The 15714-nt window shown below is 71.4% G+C and carries 13 protein-coding genes; 10 read left to right on the forward strand and 3 right to left on the reverse strand.

Going from position 1 to position 15714, the window contains the following annotated elements:
• Window positions 1-201: 201 nt before the first annotated feature.
• From ychF to WQO_RS23125, 7 genes are all read left to right on the forward strand, one after another.
• Window positions 202-1290, forward strand: a complete 1089-nt coding sequence (gene ychF, locus WQO_RS23095; RefSeq protein ID WP_010063336.1) for a redox-regulated ATPase YchF — start codon at window positions 202-204, stop codon at window positions 1288-1290.
• 174 nt (window positions 1291-1464) lie between these two features.
• On the forward strand, window positions 1465-1749 hold the full coding sequence (locus tag WQO_RS23100) for a hypothetical protein (RefSeq protein ID WP_029182594.1): 285 nt from the start codon (window positions 1465-1467) through the stop codon (window positions 1747-1749).
• Complete coding sequence (locus WQO_RS23105; RefSeq protein ID WP_010063332.1) at window positions 1731-2144, forward strand: hypothetical protein; 414 nt, start codon at window positions 1731-1733, stop codon at window positions 2142-2144. The genes WQO_RS23100 and WQO_RS23105 overlap by 19 nt, the downstream gene beginning before the upstream one ends.
• Before the next feature lie 497 nt (window positions 2145-2641).
• The gene (locus tag WQO_RS23110) at window positions 2642-3079 is read left to right on the forward strand and encodes an NfeD family protein (protein ID WP_010063331.1); all 438 of its coding nucleotides are present in this window, start codon (window positions 2642-2644) and stop codon (window positions 3077-3079) included.
• A 67-nt stretch (window positions 3080-3146) separates the two neighbouring features.
• Window positions 3147-4244, forward strand: a complete 1098-nt coding sequence (locus WQO_RS23115; protein WP_010063330.1) for an SPFH domain-containing protein — start codon at window positions 3147-3149, stop codon at window positions 4242-4244.
• Window positions 4245-4362: 118 nt separating this feature from the next.
• Entirely contained in the window at window positions 4363-5619 is a 1257-nt protein-coding gene (locus WQO_RS23120; RefSeq protein ID WP_010063329.1) for a hypothetical protein, read from the forward strand.
• Window positions 5609-6598: a hypothetical protein gene (locus WQO_RS23125; RefSeq protein WP_029182593.1), complete on the forward strand. Its 990-nt coding sequence runs from the start codon at window positions 5609-5611 to the stop codon at window positions 6596-6598. Before WQO_RS23120 ends, WQO_RS23125 begins: the two co-directional genes overlap by 11 nt.
• 76 nt (window positions 6599-6674) lie before the next feature.
• Here WQO_RS23125 and WQO_RS23130 read toward each other — a convergent pair whose 3' ends face one another.
• Complete coding sequence (locus tag WQO_RS23130) at window positions 6675-9353, reverse strand: glycosyl hydrolase family 65 domain-containing protein (RefSeq protein WP_029182592.1); 2679 nt, start codon at window positions 9351-9353, stop codon at window positions 6675-6677.
• Between the two features lie 363 nt (window positions 9354-9716).
• On the reverse strand, window positions 9717-10838 hold the full coding sequence (locus WQO_RS23135; protein ID WP_029182591.1) for a threonine synthase: 1122 nt from the start codon (window positions 10836-10838) through the stop codon (window positions 9717-9719).
• Between the two features lie 229 nt (window positions 10839-11067).
• Here WQO_RS23135 and WQO_RS23140 point away from each other — a divergent pair, with 229 nt between their 5' ends.
• On the forward strand, window positions 11068-12657 hold the full coding sequence (locus tag WQO_RS23140) for a S8 family peptidase (RefSeq protein ID WP_029182590.1): 1590 nt from the start codon (window positions 11068-11070) through the stop codon (window positions 12655-12657).
• 115 nt (window positions 12658-12772) lie between these two features.
• Here WQO_RS23140 and WQO_RS23145 read toward each other — a convergent pair whose 3' ends face one another.
• Window positions 12773-14185 (reverse strand): glycoside hydrolase family 18 protein, encoded by a 1413-nt coding sequence (locus tag WQO_RS23145; protein WP_029182589.1) that lies wholly within the window; start codon window positions 14183-14185, stop codon window positions 12773-12775.
• A 266-nt stretch (window positions 14186-14451) separates the two neighbouring features.
• Between WQO_RS23145 and WQO_RS23150 the strand changes: the two genes are divergently transcribed.
• A complete protein-coding gene (locus WQO_RS23150; RefSeq protein WP_010063322.1) occupies window positions 14452-15204 on the forward strand; it encodes a GntR family transcriptional regulator in 753 nt (250 codons plus the stop codon).
• 197 nt (window positions 15205-15401) lie between these two features.
• Complete coding sequence (locus WQO_RS23155) at window positions 15402-15602, forward strand: hypothetical protein (protein WP_010063321.1); 201 nt, start codon at window positions 15402-15404, stop codon at window positions 15600-15602.
• Window positions 15603-15714 lie beyond the last annotated feature (112 nt).

Raw genomic sequence — 15714 nt, forward strand, 5'->3', positions numbered from 1 at the left:
CAGGCGTTGGACACGCGCTTTGGCCGACCTTGGGGTTGCGTTCGATGCCACACGGCCGAAAGCCGTCACTGTTCGGGCCCGTGGGGCAGGCCCGTAGACTGGAGAATCGGTCCACTGCGGGGTCCCGGCCACCAACGGCCGAGTCGGCCCCGGGACTCCTGCCCCCTGCCCCTCCCCGCCTCACTCCAGGAAGTCGCCAACGTGTCGCTCACGATCGGAATCGTCGGTCTGCCGAATGTCGGCAAGTCGACCCTGTTCAACGCCCTGACCAAGAACGACGTGCTGGCGGCCAACTACCCGTTCGCCACGATCGAGCCGAACGTCGGCGTGGTCGGCGTCCCGGACCCGCGCCTGAACAAGCTCGCGGAGATCTTCAGCTCGCAGCGGCTCCTCCCGGCGACGGTGGACTTCGTCGACATCGCCGGCATCGTCCGGGGCGCGTCGGAGGGTGAGGGCCTGGGGAACAAGTTCCTGGCGAACATCCGCGAGTCCGACGCGATCTGCCAGGTCATCCGGGCCTTCAAGGACGAGAACGTCGTGCACGTCGACGGCAAGGTCTCGCCGAAGGACGACATCGAGACGATCAACACCGAGCTGATCCTCGCCGACCTCCAGTCCGTCGAGAAGGCCGTCCCGCGCCTGACGAAGGAGTCCCGCCTCCAGAAGGAGAAGGTCGCGGTCCTCGCCGCGGTCGAGGAGGCGCAGAAGATCCTGGAGTCCGGCCAGACCCTGTTCGCGGCGGGCATCACGGCGGCCACGGAGAAGGGCAGGCTCCTCCACGAGCTGCACCTCCTCACCGTCAAGCCGTTCCTGTACGTCTTCAACGTCGACGAGGACGAGCTGGTCGACGAGGACTTCAAGAACGAGCAGCGCGCCCTGGTCGCCCCCGCCGAGGCGATCTTCCTCAACGCCAAGATCGAGTCCGAGCTGATCGAGCTCGACGACGACGAGGCCCTCGAACTGCTCCAGTCCATGGGCCAGGAAGAGCCCGGCCTCGCCACCCTCGGCCGCGTCGGCTTCGAGACCCTCGGCCTCCAGACCTACCTCACGGCAGGCCCGAAGGAGGCCCGCGCCTGGACCATCAAGAAGGGCGCCACGGCCCCGGAGGCGGCCGGTGTCATCCACACCGACTTCCAGAAGGGCTTCATCAAGGCGGAGATCGTCTCCTTCGCCGACCTGGTGGAGACGGGTTCGGTCGCCGAGGCCCGCGCCAAGGGCAAGGCCCGCATGGAGGGCAAGGACTACGTCATGCAGGACGGGGACGTGGTGGAGTTCCGCTTCAACGTCTAGCGGGTGGCACCGCAGCACGTCGCTGATCTTTCGGACATGCAGGTCAGAGAGGGTCCGGCTCTTTGAGTCGGGCCCTTGGTTTTCCGTGCTGGGACTTGCGCGGGCCGGACGCTGGGCGCGTGTGGAGGTAGCGCGGACGTGGCGCCTTTCCTACTCGTTTGACACAATCTGGGTATGGTTGAGACGACGAACAGCATCGGGGAAGGGCCGGCGACGCGGGTGAGCCTGTCACTTCCTGAGGGGACCGCGGAGGCGATTCGGGCTCGGGTGGGCAAGCGGGAGTTCTCAGCGTTCATCGCCGAGGCGGTCGAGCGTGAGCTGCGCGGGCAGGTCCTGGACGAGTACCTGGCGGACTACGAGAGCCGCAAAGGGCCGGTTTCCGAGCCGGCTCGTCAGCGGGCGCGGCAGGTCTTCGACGAGGTCTTCGCCGAGGAGGCCGAGTGGCCCGCCGCAGGCTGAGTCACGAGGGGACGCTGGTCCTTGACAGCGAGGGACTGTCGAGGCTGCTTGCCGACGACGAGCAGGTGGTGGCTCTGATCGCTGAGGCGCGCTCGCGCGGTATGGAGGTCGTGGTCAGTTCGCTCACCATCATCGAGGCCGTCCATGCCCGTCCGAACAAGTCCCGCCTGAACTGGGTGCTTTCCGGGCTGCGGGTCGTCCCGATCGGTGACGAGGAGGCGAGGTCCGCCTCGGAGTTGCTGATGAATGTGGGGTTGCACGGACACCAGTACGCGATCGATGCGGCCGTCGCCGAGGCCGCGCTGCGACAGCGCCGCCCCGTGGTCATGCTGACTTCCGACATCGACGACATGGCCAAGCTCTGCGGTGGCCGGGTGCGGCTAGTGGGGATCTGAATGCGCTCGACTACGTCGAGGCCGCGGGTTGCGCCAGGTCGGCCTCGTCGCCGCAGAGCCGGAATGCGAGCTGCCGCTACCGCGGCGAGCGTCCAGGCGTTGGAGGACTTCCTGGACGCGGGCCCGCGACAGTCAGTCGCCTGGTACTGACGTTGGGCTGCCGCCGGACGGAGGGACAGTTCCAGCCGTACGCCACCGGATTCCTCTTCGCGCGGCCGGTGCGGCGGAGGAGTCCTCGGCGGCGCCGATCGGCTACGGCTGGAACGGCTCGTTCGACTACGTACCGCGTGTACCGGACGACGATCACCTGCCGTACGAGCTTCCGTTTCCGAGTGGCCCCGCATAGGGAAGCCGGCACGTGAGAACGGGATTCGTGAACGGGGCCCGGACCCACGTGCCGGGACACACCGGAACTCGTAGATCGGGCAGGCCGGGCGGTTCCGGCCGGGGTCCGAAGGGGTACTACCTGAGTAGGTCCCCTTGGGGAGGCTGATTCGATGCCGTGGTTCGCATGGTTGCTCGCCGCCGCGGCGCTCGGCGCTGCGGAGTTCTTCACCCTGACGCTGGTCTTCGGGCTACTGGCCGGCGCGGCAGTGGTCGCTGCCGTCGTGGCCGGGGTGGGCGTCGGCCTGCTCGGTCAGCTCGTGGCGCTCGGACTGGCGGCCGTGGCGGGTCTCGCCCTCGTCCGCCCCGTCGCGATGCGGCAGCTCACCCAGGGGCCTCTGACCCGTGACGGCAGCGACGCGCTGATCGGCAAGCGCGCGGAGGTCGTGCAGGAGGTCACCGCGACCCATGGCCTGATCAAGCTCGCCGGAGAGGAGTGGACCGCCCGCGCCCTCGACGAGAGCCATGTGATCCCGGTGGGAGCGCTGGTGGACGTCATGGAGATCGAGGGCGCGACAGCCGTCGTCTATCCCCGCGAGCTCCTTCCGTGACCGGCCGAACACGTAGCGCTGAACCCCCGGCGCCGCGCCCGTAGCGAGCAGCGTTGGAGGAAGCAGCATGGATCCGGTGGTCATACCGATTCTCGTGGCGGCGCTCGTCGCGGTGTTCCTCGTGGCGGCCACCGTGCGGATCGTTCCGCAGGCGCGCCGCTACAACATCGAGCGGTTCGGCCGGTACCGCCGGACCCTCCAGCCCGGCCTGAACTTCGTCCTGCCGGTGGCGGACCGCGTCAACACCAAGCTCGACGTGCGTGAGCAGGTGTATTCGTCCGACCCCAAACCGGTGATCACCGAGGACAACCTCGTGGTCAACATCGACACCGTGCTCTACTACCAGATCACCGACCCGCGGGCCGCGGCCTACGAGGTCGCCGACTATCTGCAGGCCATCGACCAGCTCACCGTGACCACCCTGCGGAACGTCATCGGTTCCATGGACCTGGAGGGGACGCTCACCTCGCGTGAGGAGATCAACGCCCGGCTCCGTGCCGTCCTCGACGACGCGACCGGGAAGTGGGGCATCCGGGTCAACCGGGTCGAGATCAAGGCCATCGATCCGCCGAACACCATCAAAGAGGCGATGGAGAAGCAGATGCGGGCCGAGCGTGACAAGCGCGCGGCCATCCTGCACGCCGAAGGTGAGCGGCAGGCCAAGATCCTCACCGCCGAGGGTACGAAGCAGAAGGACATCCTGGAGGCCCAGGGCACGCAGCAGGCCATGATCCTGCGGGCCGACGGTGAGTCGAAGGCCGTGGAGCTCGTCTTCCAGGCCGTCCACCGCAACAACGCCGACGCGAAGGTCCTGGCGTACAAGTACCTGGAGACGCTCCCGCATCTGGCGCAGAGCGACAACAACACCTTCTGGGTGATCCCGGGCGAGCTGACCGAGGCGATCCGCACCGTCACCACCGCGTTCGGCGACCAGTCGGGCGGGGCGGGTCTTCCGGCGTCCGCCGAGCGCGAGGACGCGGCCGCCGATATCGCCGACAGCGACAAGGACAGCGTCGGGGCGCCGGAGATCGAGCCGAACTCCACCCTCGCGCTGGACGCCGTCGCCGCCGCCGACGAGGCCGCGAAGCAGGCCGCCGCCGCGGTGAGCGACGCGAAGGCGGAGGCGGAGGCCGCGGGCGAGACCAGGCTGCCGGGGCGGCGGTAGGCCATCGGCGCTGAGGCTTCCCGGACGTAAAACGTAAACGCCTTGGTACGGCTGCGCCCGTACGGCAGACTTGCCGCGCAACTCACTCACGGCACAGGCGACTCGGGGGAATACGACGGTGAATCGCCGCCCGGCCGTGCTGCTGGCCGCCTACGGGGCGTGGAGCCAGGCGACCGTCCTGTTCTTCCTCGACCCGCTGAAGCGGCAGGTCTCCGGCCTCGTGGAGCCCGAGGCGACCGTGGGCGAGGTCCAACTCCTGGGCCTCTCCCTCGAAGGCTTCGCGGTGCGCGACCTGTCCCATGTGCAGGGATGGCTGCCGCAGGTCGTCTTCCTGCTGCTGAGCGGGCTGCTCAGCTACGGCGTACTCCGCGCGAGCGCCGGCATCAGGCCGAGGCTCAGGACCGTCGTCGCCCTGGGCGGAGCATCGCTGCTCGCCGCGGGGGTGGCGATGCTGGCCGGGCCCGCCCTGGACCCGGACGCCGTCACCGCCGTGCCCACCTACGGCGCCTGGTTGGTGCGGGCGCAGATGGGCGAAGTGCCGGGCGCGGCAGCCCAGTTCGCGCTGCTCACGCTGTGGCTGCCGGTCCTCCTCTGGCTCCTGGTGTGGCGGTACCGGGAGTGGCAGCCCCTGCGGATGTACCTCAGGACCGCGGAGGACGGCCGCGACGGTCATGAGAAGTCCGTTCCGTCGCCGGTCTCCGCCCGGCCCCGGCGCCACCTCCTCAGCGCCGGGCTCATCCCGGCCGTGCTGCTGGCCGTGGCCGGCGGACCGGTCCTTCGCCACATCCGGGTGAACCATCTGTCGCAGGGCGCCCCGGGGTCTCCGGACGCCTCGGTCACCTTCGATCCGGATCTGTGGGAGAACTACCGGCCGCCCGCCACGGTCGAGGAGTGGAGCGGTGTCCTCTACCCGGCGCTGCGCCTGCGTCCGCTGAGGACCGAGGGGCCCGGCGGCTGGATCGCGACCCTGGTGGTCTGCGCCGTCTTCCTCCTGGTGCTGGCCGTGGCGCTCCGCGCCCTGGCGCGGCGTGCGGCGGAGGTACGGCGGTGGCGCCCGGCGACCCTCGCCGACCTGGCCATGAAGGGCTGGTACGCCACGGTCCTCGCGGCCGTCGTCGCCGCGGTCGTGGACGGCCGGCTGATGCGGTGGTTCGCCCCGCGCGGCGAGAGCGGTCCGGCGGCCGAACACCTGGGGGTGGCCCTCGGCGACGCCGTCCGGTTCGGGGCGGCCTGGGGGTGGGCCACGGGGCTCGCGCTCCTGGGCGCGGTTCTGCTGGTGACGCGGAGCACGGCGGTCCCCGTGGCCCCACGCGCCGATGATGACGAGGACCAGCCGGTCCCGGAGCGTGAGGAGCGGTCGGCCCATGGCGACTAACCGACGGGGGACCCGCAGGACGGGCGCGCTCACCCGGGCGAGCGTACGCCGGGGGAGCGGGGCGCGTCCGCCGCGCCCCGAGGAGGAGGACGCGGGGACGACGGGCCGCCTGCGGTTCGTGAAGAGCCCGACCACCTGGCTGCTGGGCATCCTGCTGGCCGTGGTGACCGTGACGTTCCAGGACGTCCTGACCGCGACGGTGAAGACCATCCTGCCGCTGGACCGGGTGCCGGACCGGCTCTCACCGCAGAACGCCATCGACGTGGTCGAGGTCAGGGACGTCAAGGACATCGGGTACTACGTGGTGCGCGACGCGGGCGGGGCCGGGCCCGGCGGGGACGGGAGGATCCTCGAAGAGATCTCGTCGGGCGGCCCCTGGCGGGAGGGCCGGAAGGTCGTCGACGCCGAGACCGCGGACTGGATGATCACGGTGCAGGGCAGGGCTTCCCAGCAGGTCCGGATCACCGACATCGTGCCCGTACTGGAGGGAGGAAGGTGCGAGAAGCCGCTCGGCGGCAGCCTGGCGCACTTCCCCTCCCAGGGGGTCATGGACGTCATCCCGCTGGAGCTGGAGGTGGACGCCCCGCGCCCGCGCCTGACGACCCTCGGCAAGGACGCCGAGGACGCCAAGCCGTTCTTCACCGGCCCCCAGGCCAAGCACATCACGTTGAACCAGAACGAGACCGAGGCGTTCATCGTGCACGCGACGGCCTCGACGGGCTACTGCCGCTGGCGGTACCGCGTGCACTACGAAGTCGGCGGCAGCACGGCCGAGACGACGATCAGCGGCCCCGGGGGCAAGCCCTTCGAGCTGACCGCGCGCCTGCCCGACGCGTCGAGTTACCGGAAGGTCTACTTCCCCACGCTCGACTGCGTGGTCCCGGACTCCCGTCTGCCGCACACCTGGTACGAGCAGACCGGCGCCGAGTACGCCCGTGACCGGCGCAGCGGCAAGGTGCCGCCCTGCCCGAAGAGCTGAGGCGGCACCCTGCCGCCGTCTGTCTGCAAGAGGCGAGGCGGCCCGGCTCCCTGCCCGCAAGAGGCGAGGCGGCTCCCTACCGCCCGTCCGCCTCCACCCGCAGCTCCGCCACCCCCGCCGGCTTCGCCGGGTCCTGCGAGCGGACCGTCACCCGGACCTTCCTGGCCGTGTCACCCGCCAGGAAGGGACGCCAGAAGCGGCCGTCGAGCGAGGTTTCCAGCGTGTGGGAAGCGGGCGGTACGTCGCTCCAGCGCGGGGTCGCCGCCGTGATCCGCAGCGGGCGCGGGCCCAGGTCCACCGTCAGGGAGCCCGCCGCGCCGTCGGGGGACCAGGACGTCGCCTGACTCCCGTCCACCGCCGCCTCCGCGTACAGGCCCGGGGCCTCGGAGGTCGCCGTCACCGGGCGGCAGCGCGCCGCGTCGGCCGTCGGGACCAGGTCCGGGCGGCGGGTGGGCAGGGTCAGGGTGGAGGCCAGGCGGCGCGGCCCCTGTGCCGTGTGGACCGTGAACGGGGTGCCCGAGGTCAGCCGGACCGTGGTCGTCCGGGGCCCGATCACGACCTCGTACGCCGCGTCCCGGAACCGCAGGCCCTTCAGCGTGACGCCCTCGTGCAACTGGGGCGGCAGCGTCGGGTCCAGCCGCACGCCGTCCTCGCGGAGGCGGAGCCCCGTCAGGCCGTGCGTGAACACCTGGAGGAAGCCGCCCTTGCCGGTCAGGAAGTCGTCGGCGGGGAAACCGGACAGCGGGTCCTGTGAGCCCGCCTTGTCGCCGCGCGCCTCGGAGAACAGGTCGTACGGGCCCCGCATGAACGGGCGTACCGAGCGCTGCATGTACGTGTACGCCGAGCAGCCCGGCTCCCCGATCGCCGCCGCGTCGATCGCGTGCACCGAGTCCGTCATCGCCGGGCCGTCCGGGTCGGTACGGGCCGCGTAGTAGTCCAGGGTGGCCGCCGCCGCGCCCGGCTCCATCGGCCACTCCAGGGGGTACGTGAGCAGGACCGTGTCCGCCTGCTTGATCGTGGAGCCGTTGTAGCCCGCGTACTGGAGGAAGACCTTCTTCTCCGCGTCGTACGGGATGCGGAGACGGTCCGCGACCCGGTTCCATTCGGCGGGCGGCGTCCGGCCGAGCATGCGGGCCGAGCGGGTCGCGTTGCGCAGGGCGGTGGCGGCGACCGCGTTGGTGAACACCCCGTCGTCGACGCCGTTGCTGTACTCGTCGGGCCCCGCCACGTCGTTGACGGAGTAGCTGCCGTCCGGGTTCGCCGTGGCGCGCGACCGCCAGAAGTCGGCGATGCCCTTCAGGAGCGGCCAGCCGCGTGCCGCCAGCCAGTCGCGGTCGCCGGTGGCGAGGTAGTACTGCCAGACGGCCAGCGACACATCGCCCTGGAGGTGATTCTGGGTCAGGCAGTGCGGCGGGTCCACGCTGTGGCACTCGGAGTCCAGCCGGCCCCGGCTCGCGCTCGTCCAGGGGTAGAACAGGCCGTCGTGGCCCAGCTTCACGGCGTTCGCGCGGGCCGCGCCACGGGTGCGGTAGCGGTACTCGACGACGGAGCGCGCCAGCTCCGGGCGGGTGGCGAGCAGCCCCGGGAACATCCACGTCTCGGCGTCCCAGAACACCAGGCCCGCGTAGTTGTCGCTGGTCAGACCGGCCGGGGCGACGCTGTCCGAGGAGCCGCGCCGGGTGTTCGCCAGCAGCGCGTACTGGGCGGAGCGGAGCCACCCCTGCAACGCGCGGTCGCCGGGGACCAGGACGTCGGCGGACCAGGCCTCGCGCCAGGCCGCCTCGTTCGCCGCGAACACCCGGTCCCAGCCGCGCCGCGCCGCCCGGTGCGCCGCCTCGCGGGCGTCCTCGGCCGGGGCGTCGGAGGTGAGGGCGGTGTCGACACCGACGTACTTCTCGAACGTGTACGTCCGGTCCGCGCGGACCGGGGTCGCGCGGGGGGAAGCACCCGGGCGCAGGGTCTCGACCACGCCCGAGCCGCGCCGCATCGCCTGCGCGACCGCCCCCTCGACCTTCGTGCCGAGCGTGCGGAACGTGCCGTTCTCGCGGAGCGTGATGCGGCGCGCGCCCCGCTCGTCGAGCCGGCCGGTGACGGTCGCGGCGCCGCTCCAGCGCGGGGTCATCCGCAGCCGTACGGCGCCGGTGTGGACGTCGGAGCGGTCGGCCAGGACCTCGTAGGTGAGGTCGGTCGCACGGCCGTCCGCGGTCGTCCACCGCAGAGAGGTGCGCACGAGGCCGCAGGAGAGGAAGACGGTCTGCCGGTAGTGCGAGATCCGGCCCGCCGGGGTGTCCGGGCCGAGGGTCTCCTTGCCGACGCCCACGTCGATGCCGGTCCAGCTGGGCAGCGCGGCGATCGCCTCCCGCCCCTCGGCGACGGCCGGGTCCGCCGCGTACAGCCCGGAGACGAACGCGCCGTCGTAGCGCGGGGTGTTAAGCGGCCAGCCGGTCTTCTCCCCGGTGGCGGCGTATCCGGCGCCGGTGGCCGGGACCCGATGGCCGAGATAGCCGTTGCCGACGTACGGGTCGTAGCCGTCGGCCTCCCCGAAGCGGGTGGAGGAGGGCGCCCAGGCGGGGTCGGAGGCGTTCCCGCAGGCGGGGGGACGGCCGCCGGGGCCGGGGGAGTCGGACGGGCGGCCCTGGCCGGACGCCGGCACGGGGCCGGGCCCGGTGGCCACGGCGACCGGCGGCAGCGGGGCGATCAGGGCGGCGACGACCAGGGGCGCGAGGGCGAGGGCGGAGACGCGGGGGAGGCTCACGGTACGAAGGTAGGGAGGCGGCGGTGCGGTCGCCGGCCACGGCACGCGCAGCCCCCGCACGGGGCGCCCGCCTGCCCGCCGGATGGAGCAGATCCGGCCACCGGGGAGGCCTTGGCGGCGGGCGGGTGCCCTTGGCCGCCATGGCGGGGGCAGGCCCCTCGGCCGCCGGACTGCGGCCACGCCGGGCCGGTGGCCCGGGTCGCCGTTCGCCGCCGGACCTCGACATGCCGGGACCCGCACCCGCCACCGGGGGAGGGCCTTGGCCGCCATCGGCGGATGCCCGTCGGCCGCCGGACCGCGGCCACCTCGGGCCGCCGGGCCGCCGCCGGGCCGGGACCGCACCGGCCATCGCGGGAGGCCCCCCTACCCCGCCATCCCCGTCTTCAGTCCCGCCCCGCACAACGGCACGACCACGCTGCCCCGTACCGCCTCGCCCCCCTCCCGGACCGCCGCCCAGCAGGCCACGCCCGTCGTCTCGACGTAGAAGCCGCGCGCCGCCAGGTCCCGTTGGGCCTCGCGGATGCCGTCCTCGGGGACCGTCAGGAACGTGCCGCCCGAGGCGCGTACCGCCGCCAGGATCTGGCGCGCGCGTGGCGGGCGGGGGATCGCGATGCCCTCCGCGAGCGTGGGGGCGGCCGGAGTGGCCGCGTCGCCCGGGAGCAGGTCGTCCGCGCCCGCATGGAAGGCGGCGGCCAGCGGAGAGACCGCCTCCGCCTGCACCGCGAGCAGGCGGGGACGCGTCTCGATCAGGCCCAGCGCGCGCAGTTCGGCGACCGCCAGCGCCGCGCCCAGCAGCAGGGTGCCGTTGCCGACCGGGACCGCCAGCGCGTCCGGCAGCCGGCCGCCGAGGTCCTCCCAGAGCTCGTACACGTACGTCTTCGTCCCGTGCAGGAAGTACGGGTTGAAGACGTGCGAGGCGTAGAAGACCCCCGGTTCGTCCGCCGCCGCGCGGGCCGCCAGCGCGGTCGCCTCCCGGCCGCCCGGGACGGCCACCAGGCGCGCACCGTGGGCCCGGATCTGCTCGGTCTTCTTCGCCGACGTGCCCTCGGGGACGTACACCGTGCACGGCAGTCCGGCCCGCGCGCAGTACGCCGCCACCGACGTGCCCGCGTTGCCCGTGCTGTCCGCCACCACCCGGTCCGGGCCCAGCCGCCGGGCCAGCTCCGCGAGCATCACCGCGCCCCGGTCCTTGAAGGAGAGCGTCGGCATCAGATAGTCGAGCTTCGCCGAAACGGTGTCCGTGAGCGGTACGAGAGGGGTGCGGCCCTCGCCCAGGGAGATCGCCGAGGAGTCGAGCGGAAGGAAATCCTTGTAACGCCACAATGAATCGATCCGGGCGGTAAGCGCATTCGGCCCGAGACCCCGCGCGGGGGTGAATGCAAGATCCCAGGGGCCCCGGCAGACCGGACAGCACCAGGTCAGAGCGGTGATCGCGGATCGCGTCCCATCCACTGGACAGTAATAGATCGTCATGTCCGTCAGCATGTCAGGCATATGGCAGGTGAATGGCGGGCGTATGGAACACCCCAAGGCACCCTTGTGAGTTCGCCATGGATCGGTCAATCTTTCGCTGGCAGCAGGGCATGCCGCTCACCGGACGACGCAGAACGTGGGGCGTTCCGATGGCTGATTTGTCATGCCCCTGTCGGGAGTCGGTCGTGCGGCTCCGGCACCACCCCCCACCAGAGCACCGCCTATGAGGAGGACCCCTCACATGTCAGTGACGCGTCAGACCCCCCAGGCCCGTCGAAGACTCGCCGCGGCGACCGTCATAGCCACCGCAGCCGCCGTCGCCCTCGCCACCGCCGCCCTTCCGGCGACCGCGGCCGAGCGCGCACCCGAAGGCGTGATCCTGAACGCGGACGCTCCGGGCACCATCAGCGACAGCTACATCGTCACGCTGAAGGACTCGGCCGCGAAGTCGGACTCCGCCCAGGGCAAGGCCCTCGCGAAGAAGTACGGCGCGAGCATCGAACGCACCTACCGCTCGGCCCTCAACGGCTACGCGGTCGAGGCCACGGCCGCGGAGGCGAAGAAGTTCGCCGCCGATCCGGCCGTCGCGTCCGTCTCGCAGAACCGCACCTTCACGGTCTCCGCCACCCAGACCAACCCGCCCTCCTGGGGCCTCGACCGGATCGACCAGCGGAGCCTCCCGCTGGACCAGCGCTACACCTACCCCGACAAGGCCGGCGAGGGCGTCACCGCCTACGTCATCGACACCGGGGTACGGATCAGCCACAGCGACTTCGGCGGCCGCGCCTTCAACGGCTACGACGCCATCGACAACGACAACGTCGCCCAGGACGGCCACGGCCACGGCACCCATGTGGCGGGCACCGTCGCGGGCACCGCCCACGGTGTCGCCAAGAAGGCGAAGATCGTCGGCGTCCGGGTGCTCAACAACCAGGGCTCCGGTACGACCGCGCAGGTCGTCGCCGGTATCGACTGGGTGACCGCCAACGCCGTCAAGCCCGCCGTCGCCAACATGAGCCTCGGCGGTGGCGCCGACGCGGTCCTCGACGCGGCCGTCCAGCGGTCCATCGCCGCCGGCATCACCTACGCCGTCGCCGCGGGCAACGAGTCGACCAACGCCAGCACCAAGTCCCCGGCGCGCGTCGCCGAGGCGATCACCGTCGGTTCGACGACCAACACCGACGCCCGCTCCAGCTTCTCCAACTTCGGCGCGGTCGTGGACATCTTCGCGCCCGGCTCCTCGATCACCTCGACGTGGAGCACCAGCGACACCGCCACGAACACCATCTCCGGTACGTCGATGGCCAGCCCGCACGTCGCCGGCGCCGCGGCGATCTACCTCGCCGACAACCCGGGCTCGACCCCCGCCCAGGTCTCCGCCGGACTCGTCGCGGCCGCCACCACCGGCGTCGTCACCAACCCCGGCACCGGCTCGCCGAACCGCCTGCTGCACGTGGGCCCGGGCGGCACCAACCCGCCGGAGCCGGGCAAGAAGTTCGAGAACACCACCGGCTACGCGATCAACGACAACGCCACGGTCGAGTCCCCGGTCACCGTCACCGGCATCACCGGCAACGCCCCGGCCGCGCTCCAGGTCCCGGTCAACATCTCCCACACCTACATCGGTGACCTGCGGATCGACCTCGTCGCGCCCGACGGTTCGGTCTACAACCTGAAGGCGTACGGCTCGGGCGGCAGCAGCGACAACGTGGTCACCACCTACACGGTCAACGCCTCCTCCGAGGTCGCCAACGGCACCTGGAAGCTCCGGGTCAGCGACAACGCCCGCGCCGACACCGGCCGGATCAACAGCTGGGCGCTCCAGTTCTGATCCCGGCCCGGCGGTGAACCACCGCACAGCGTGAGACAGCGTGAGAAGGCCGGGACGGTCGCGTCGTGCGACCGTCCCGGCCCCTTCGGCCGTCCAGCGACCAGATCCTCTGCCGTCAGCGGCGGTTGAGCGCGCGGTCGACCGTGGTGACCAGCTCGGCGTTCTCCGTGTCGCCGTCCAGCGACCAGAACATCGCCCCGCCGAGCCCCTTGTCCCGGACGTACGCGGCCTTGGTGCGCAGCACCTGCGGGTCGTCGTACGTCCACAGCGTCGTGCCGTCGAACAGCCACGCGTGGCCGTTCTTCACATCACGGTGGACCTTGTACGTCCCCGAAGCGGCCAGCTTCTTGAGGACCTTGTAGTCCTCGTAGCCCGCCGCCCAGGTGGCCGGCGCCGGGGCCGTCGCCGGCTGCCCCAAACCCGTACCGCCGCCGGTCACGCCGGTCCAGCCCTGGCCGTACGTCGGCATGCCCACCACGATCTTGTGCTTGGGCGCACCGCGGCGCACCCAGTCCCGCACGGTCTGGTCGACGCTGAAGTCGTTCCGCGCGTACAGGGCCGACTGCTGGGCCGTCTTCTTCTCGCCCGAGACGTGGTAGTCGTAACCCTGGATGTTGACGAAGTCGAAGTCCTTCATGAGGCGCTTCACGTCGAAGCCCGCGTCGATGGCCTTCGGGTTGGCCGGGACGTACGCCGACAGGTCGTAGTGCTTGGGCTTCGGCTTGTGGTGCCCGTGGCCGTGCCCCTTGCCCTTGCCCGCCTTCTCCTTGGCCTTCGCCTCGCTCTTGGCGTGGGCGTCGAGCTGTGTGCGGAACTCGCTGATCAGGGCGGTGAAGTTCTTCTTGTCCTCCGGGCGGAAGACGGTGCCCTCGTTGGCCGGCGAGCCGGGCCACTCCCAGTCGACGTCGATGCCGTCGAAGAGTCCGGCCGCCGCGCCGTCGCCGCCGCGTGCGCCGTCCTGCGGGAGGTTGCCCTTGATGTACAGGTCGATGCAGGAGGAGACGAGCGCCTTGCGGGAGGCCGCGGTGCGGACCGCGTCGGAGAAGTGGGTGGACCAGCTCCAGCCGCCCAGCGAGATCATGACCTTGAGGCCGGGGTGCTTGGCCTTCAGTTCGCGCAGCTGGTTGAAGTTGCCCGCGAGCGGCTGGGTGTCGGTGTCGGCGACGCCGTCCACCGATCCCGCCGCGTCGAGCGGACGGGCGTAGTCCGCCCAGGCGTCGGCCTGGCCGGGGATGTTGCCGGTGAAGCACGTGCCCTCGGCGCTGACGTTGCCGAAGGCGTAGTTGATGTGGGTCAGCCTGGCCGCGGCCCCGCTGGTGTCCAGGTCCTTGACCTGGAAGTCGCGTCCGTAGACGCCCCATTGGGTGAAATAGCCGATGTTCTTGTACGCGGGACGCTGGTGGCCCTTGCCGCGGTCGCCGCCGTTCCGGTCGTGGCCGGTACCGGCTGTGGCCGCGGGTGCGGCGCCTGCGAGCAGGGCCAGGGCGACGCCGGCGATGGTCATTCGGGACAGGTTTCTTCGACGCATGGGGCTCGTTCCTGTGCGGAAGGGGCGGGGGAGCCGTGCTGTGCACAGGAAGGTATTGGTCTGGACCAAAAATGGTCAAGAGCCCCGGAGTTGCCGGACGTCGCGGACGCGTGGACGGGGGTGGCGAGGGGCAATGATTCCGGGGTCGGGGGTATGCGTGGACCGCCACAAGATCATCACATTGGGTGAAACTCTGGCCCATGCTTGCGGTATACAACCCACGGTTGTCAGGCTGTCGCAGACTGTCAACCTGTTGGGAGTGGCCTGTGACTTTCGGTGAGCAGCCCGCCTATCTGCGCGTGGCGAGCGATCTCAGGGAGAAGATCGTCAACGGCGCGCTGCCGCCCCATACCCGCCTGCCGTCGCAGGCCCGCATCCGCGAGGAGTACGGGGTCTCCGACACCGTCGCCCTGGAGGCGCGGAAGGTCCTGATGGCGGAGGGGCTGGTCGAGGGGCGCTCCGGTTCCGGCACCTATGTGCGCGAGCGCCCCGTGCCCCGCATGATCGCCCGCTCCGGCTACCGGCCGGACAAGGGGGCCAGTCCGTTCCGGCAGGAGCAGACGGCCGAGGGGGCGCGCGGGACCTGGGAGTCCAGCAGCGAGCAGGAGGGGGCGAGTCCCGAGATCGCCGAGCGGCTGGGCATCGAGCCGGGCGACCGCGTGATGCGCACGCACTACGTCTTCCGGGAGGCGGGTGAGCCGATCATGCTCTCCACCTCCTGGGAGCCGCTCGCCGTCACGGGCCGCACGCCCGTGATGCTGCCGGAGGAGGGTCCGTTGGGCGGCTGTGGGGTGGTCGACCGGATGGCCGCGATCGACGTCGTCGTGGACAACGTGGCCGAGGAGGTCGGTGCGCGCCCGGGGCTGGCGGAGGAGCTCCTGGCGCTCGGCGGTGTGCCCGGTCATGTGGTCATCGTCATCGGGCGTACGTACTACGCGTCCGGCCGGGCTGTGGAGACGGCCGACGTGGTCGTCCCGGCGGACCGGTACCGGATCGCGTATCACCTGCCGGTGCGATGACGTGAGGTGACGCCTCGTCGGGCGAGCACAAGGGGGCGCATTCTGTGGATGCGCCCCCTTTCGTGATGGCCGGATGTGTATCTCTTTGTGTAAAGCCGCCTGCACTGAGTGAAGGTCAGGCGTACGCTCGGGCATATGCGTACTGCGGTTTCCTGGGGATCCTTAGAGACGTGCACGCCGGTGGGGAGAGGGGCGATATGCGGGGGAGCGACACGATGAGCGAGAGCGGCGCCGTGCTCCCGTGGCAGGTGATACGGCAGGACGACGGCGGCAACCGCTACCGCGTGGGCCGGTACGCCACGCAGGCCGAGGCCCAGAAGGTCGCCGACGGCCTCGACCACCGCCATCACCATCAGGTCTACCGGGTGGAGCGCGTGGGCCAGGGAACCGGTCCCTGACGGACGTCCGCCCCGTGGGGCCGTGAGGGTGGCCATCGGGCAGCCCTCACGGCCCCACGGGCTTCCCGGGCCCCTCGGTGCACGCGTGCGCTCCCGCATCGCCCGCATTCCG

Origin of the sequence: Streptomyces globisporus C-1027 (genome assembly GCF_000261345.2) — a bacterium.
In the GTDB taxonomy this organism is placed as follows: Bacteria; Actinomycetota; Actinomycetes; order Streptomycetales; family Streptomycetaceae; genus Streptomyces; species Streptomyces pakalii.

What these genes read in the sequence shown, in the direction of transcription:
- WQO_RS23155 (WP_010063321.1), top strand. Translation starts at nt 15,402, where the DNA reads ATGCGGGGGAGCGACACGATGAGCGAGAGCGGCGCCGTGCTCCCGTGG.
- WQO_RS23125 (WP_029182593.1), top strand. Translation starts at nt 5,609, where the DNA reads ATGGCGACTAACCGACGGGGGACCCGCAGGACGGGCGCGCTCACCCGG.
- WQO_RS23140 (WP_029182590.1), top strand. Translation starts at nt 11,068, where the DNA reads ATGTCAGTGACGCGTCAGACCCCCCAGGCCCGTCGAAGACTCGCCGCG.
- WQO_RS23100 (WP_029182594.1), top strand. Translation starts at nt 1,465, where the DNA reads ATGGTTGAGACGACGAACAGCATCGGGGAAGGGCCGGCGACGCGGGTG.
- WQO_RS23115 (WP_010063330.1), top strand. Translation starts at nt 3,147, where the DNA reads ATGGATCCGGTGGTCATACCGATTCTCGTGGCGGCGCTCGTCGCGGTG.
- WQO_RS23110 (WP_010063331.1), top strand. Translation starts at nt 2,642, where the DNA reads ATGCCGTGGTTCGCATGGTTGCTCGCCGCCGCGGCGCTCGGCGCTGCG.
- WQO_RS23135 (WP_029182591.1), bottom strand. Translation starts at nt 10,838, where the DNA reads ATGCTGACGGACATGACGATCTATTACTGTCCAGTGGATGGGACGCGA.
- WQO_RS23145 (WP_029182589.1), bottom strand. Translation starts at nt 14,185, where the DNA reads ATGCGTCGAAGAAACCTGTCCCGAATGACCATCGCCGGCGTCGCCCTG.